1 protein-coding gene is annotated in these 1,055 nt (G+C 59.8%); it reads left to right on the top strand.

Annotated elements, in window-relative coordinates:
• Window positions 1-114: 114 nt before the first annotated feature.
• A partial coding sequence (gene hslU / locus A2I95_RS41715) for an ATP-dependent protease ATPase subunit HslU (RefSeq protein WP_291738129.1) occupies window positions 115-1,055 on the top strand: 941 nt, incomplete at its 3' end.

Below are 1,055 nucleotides of genomic sequence, written 5' to 3'. Positions count from 1 at the left end.
TCCTGGTCGCTCTGGGGGCTTTCTGGAGCCATATCCGTGCTGCGCTGCTCTCCCTCTTGTCTGGCGTGCTGCCGCTTCACCGGCTGCCGCCATCCCACTGAAACGGAAGTACCAATGACTGATTTGACCCCACGCGAAATCGTTTCTGAGCTGGACCGTTTCATCATCGGCCAGAAAGAAGCCAAACGTGCCGTTGCCGTTGCCCTGCGCAGCCGCTGGCGGCGTAAGCAGCTGGCTGATGATCTGCGGGATGAGGTGTACCCCAAGAACATCCTGATGATCGGCCCAACCGGTGTTGGCAAAACCGAAATTTCCCGCCGCCTCGCCAAACTGGCACGCGCGCCCTTCATCAAGATTGAGGCGACCAAGTTCACTGAAGTCGGATATGTGGGCCGCGATGTGGAGCAAATCATCCGGGATCTGGCAGACAGCGCCATCGCCCAGACCCGCGAATTCATGCGCGAGGATGTGAAAGCCAACGCGCAGAAAGCTGCCGAGAACCGGGTGCTGGAAGCTATCGCCGGCTCAGACGCGCGTGAAGCCACCCGCGAAATGTTCCGCAAGAAGCTGAAGTCAGGTGAACTCGACGACACAGTGATCGAACTGGATGTTGCAGACACATCCAACCCGATGGGCAATATGTTCGAAATCCCCGGCCAGCCCGGCGGTAACATGGGCGCGCTGAACCTGGGCGACCTGTTCGGCAAGGCAATGGGCGGGCGCACCACCCGCAAGAAGATGACCGTTTCCGAAAGCTATGAGGTGCTGATCAGCGAAGAGGCCGACAAGCTGCTGGATGATGAAACCGTCACTCGCACCGCGCTGGAATCGGTGGAACAGAACGGCATCGTTTTTCTGGACGAAATCGACAAAGTCTGCGCGCGCCAGGAGACCCGCGGCGGCGACGTCAGCCGCGAAGGCGTGCAGCGGGATCTGCTGCCGCTGATCGAAGGCACCACCGTCAGCACCAAACACGGACCAGTCAAGACTGACCACATCCTCTTCATTGCCTCCGGCGCGTTCCATATTGCCAAACCCTCGGACCTGCTGCCAGA

This window comes from Leisingera sp. F5 (genome assembly GCF_001593695.1).
This window is presented reverse-complemented; position numbering and strand designations above follow the sequence as displayed.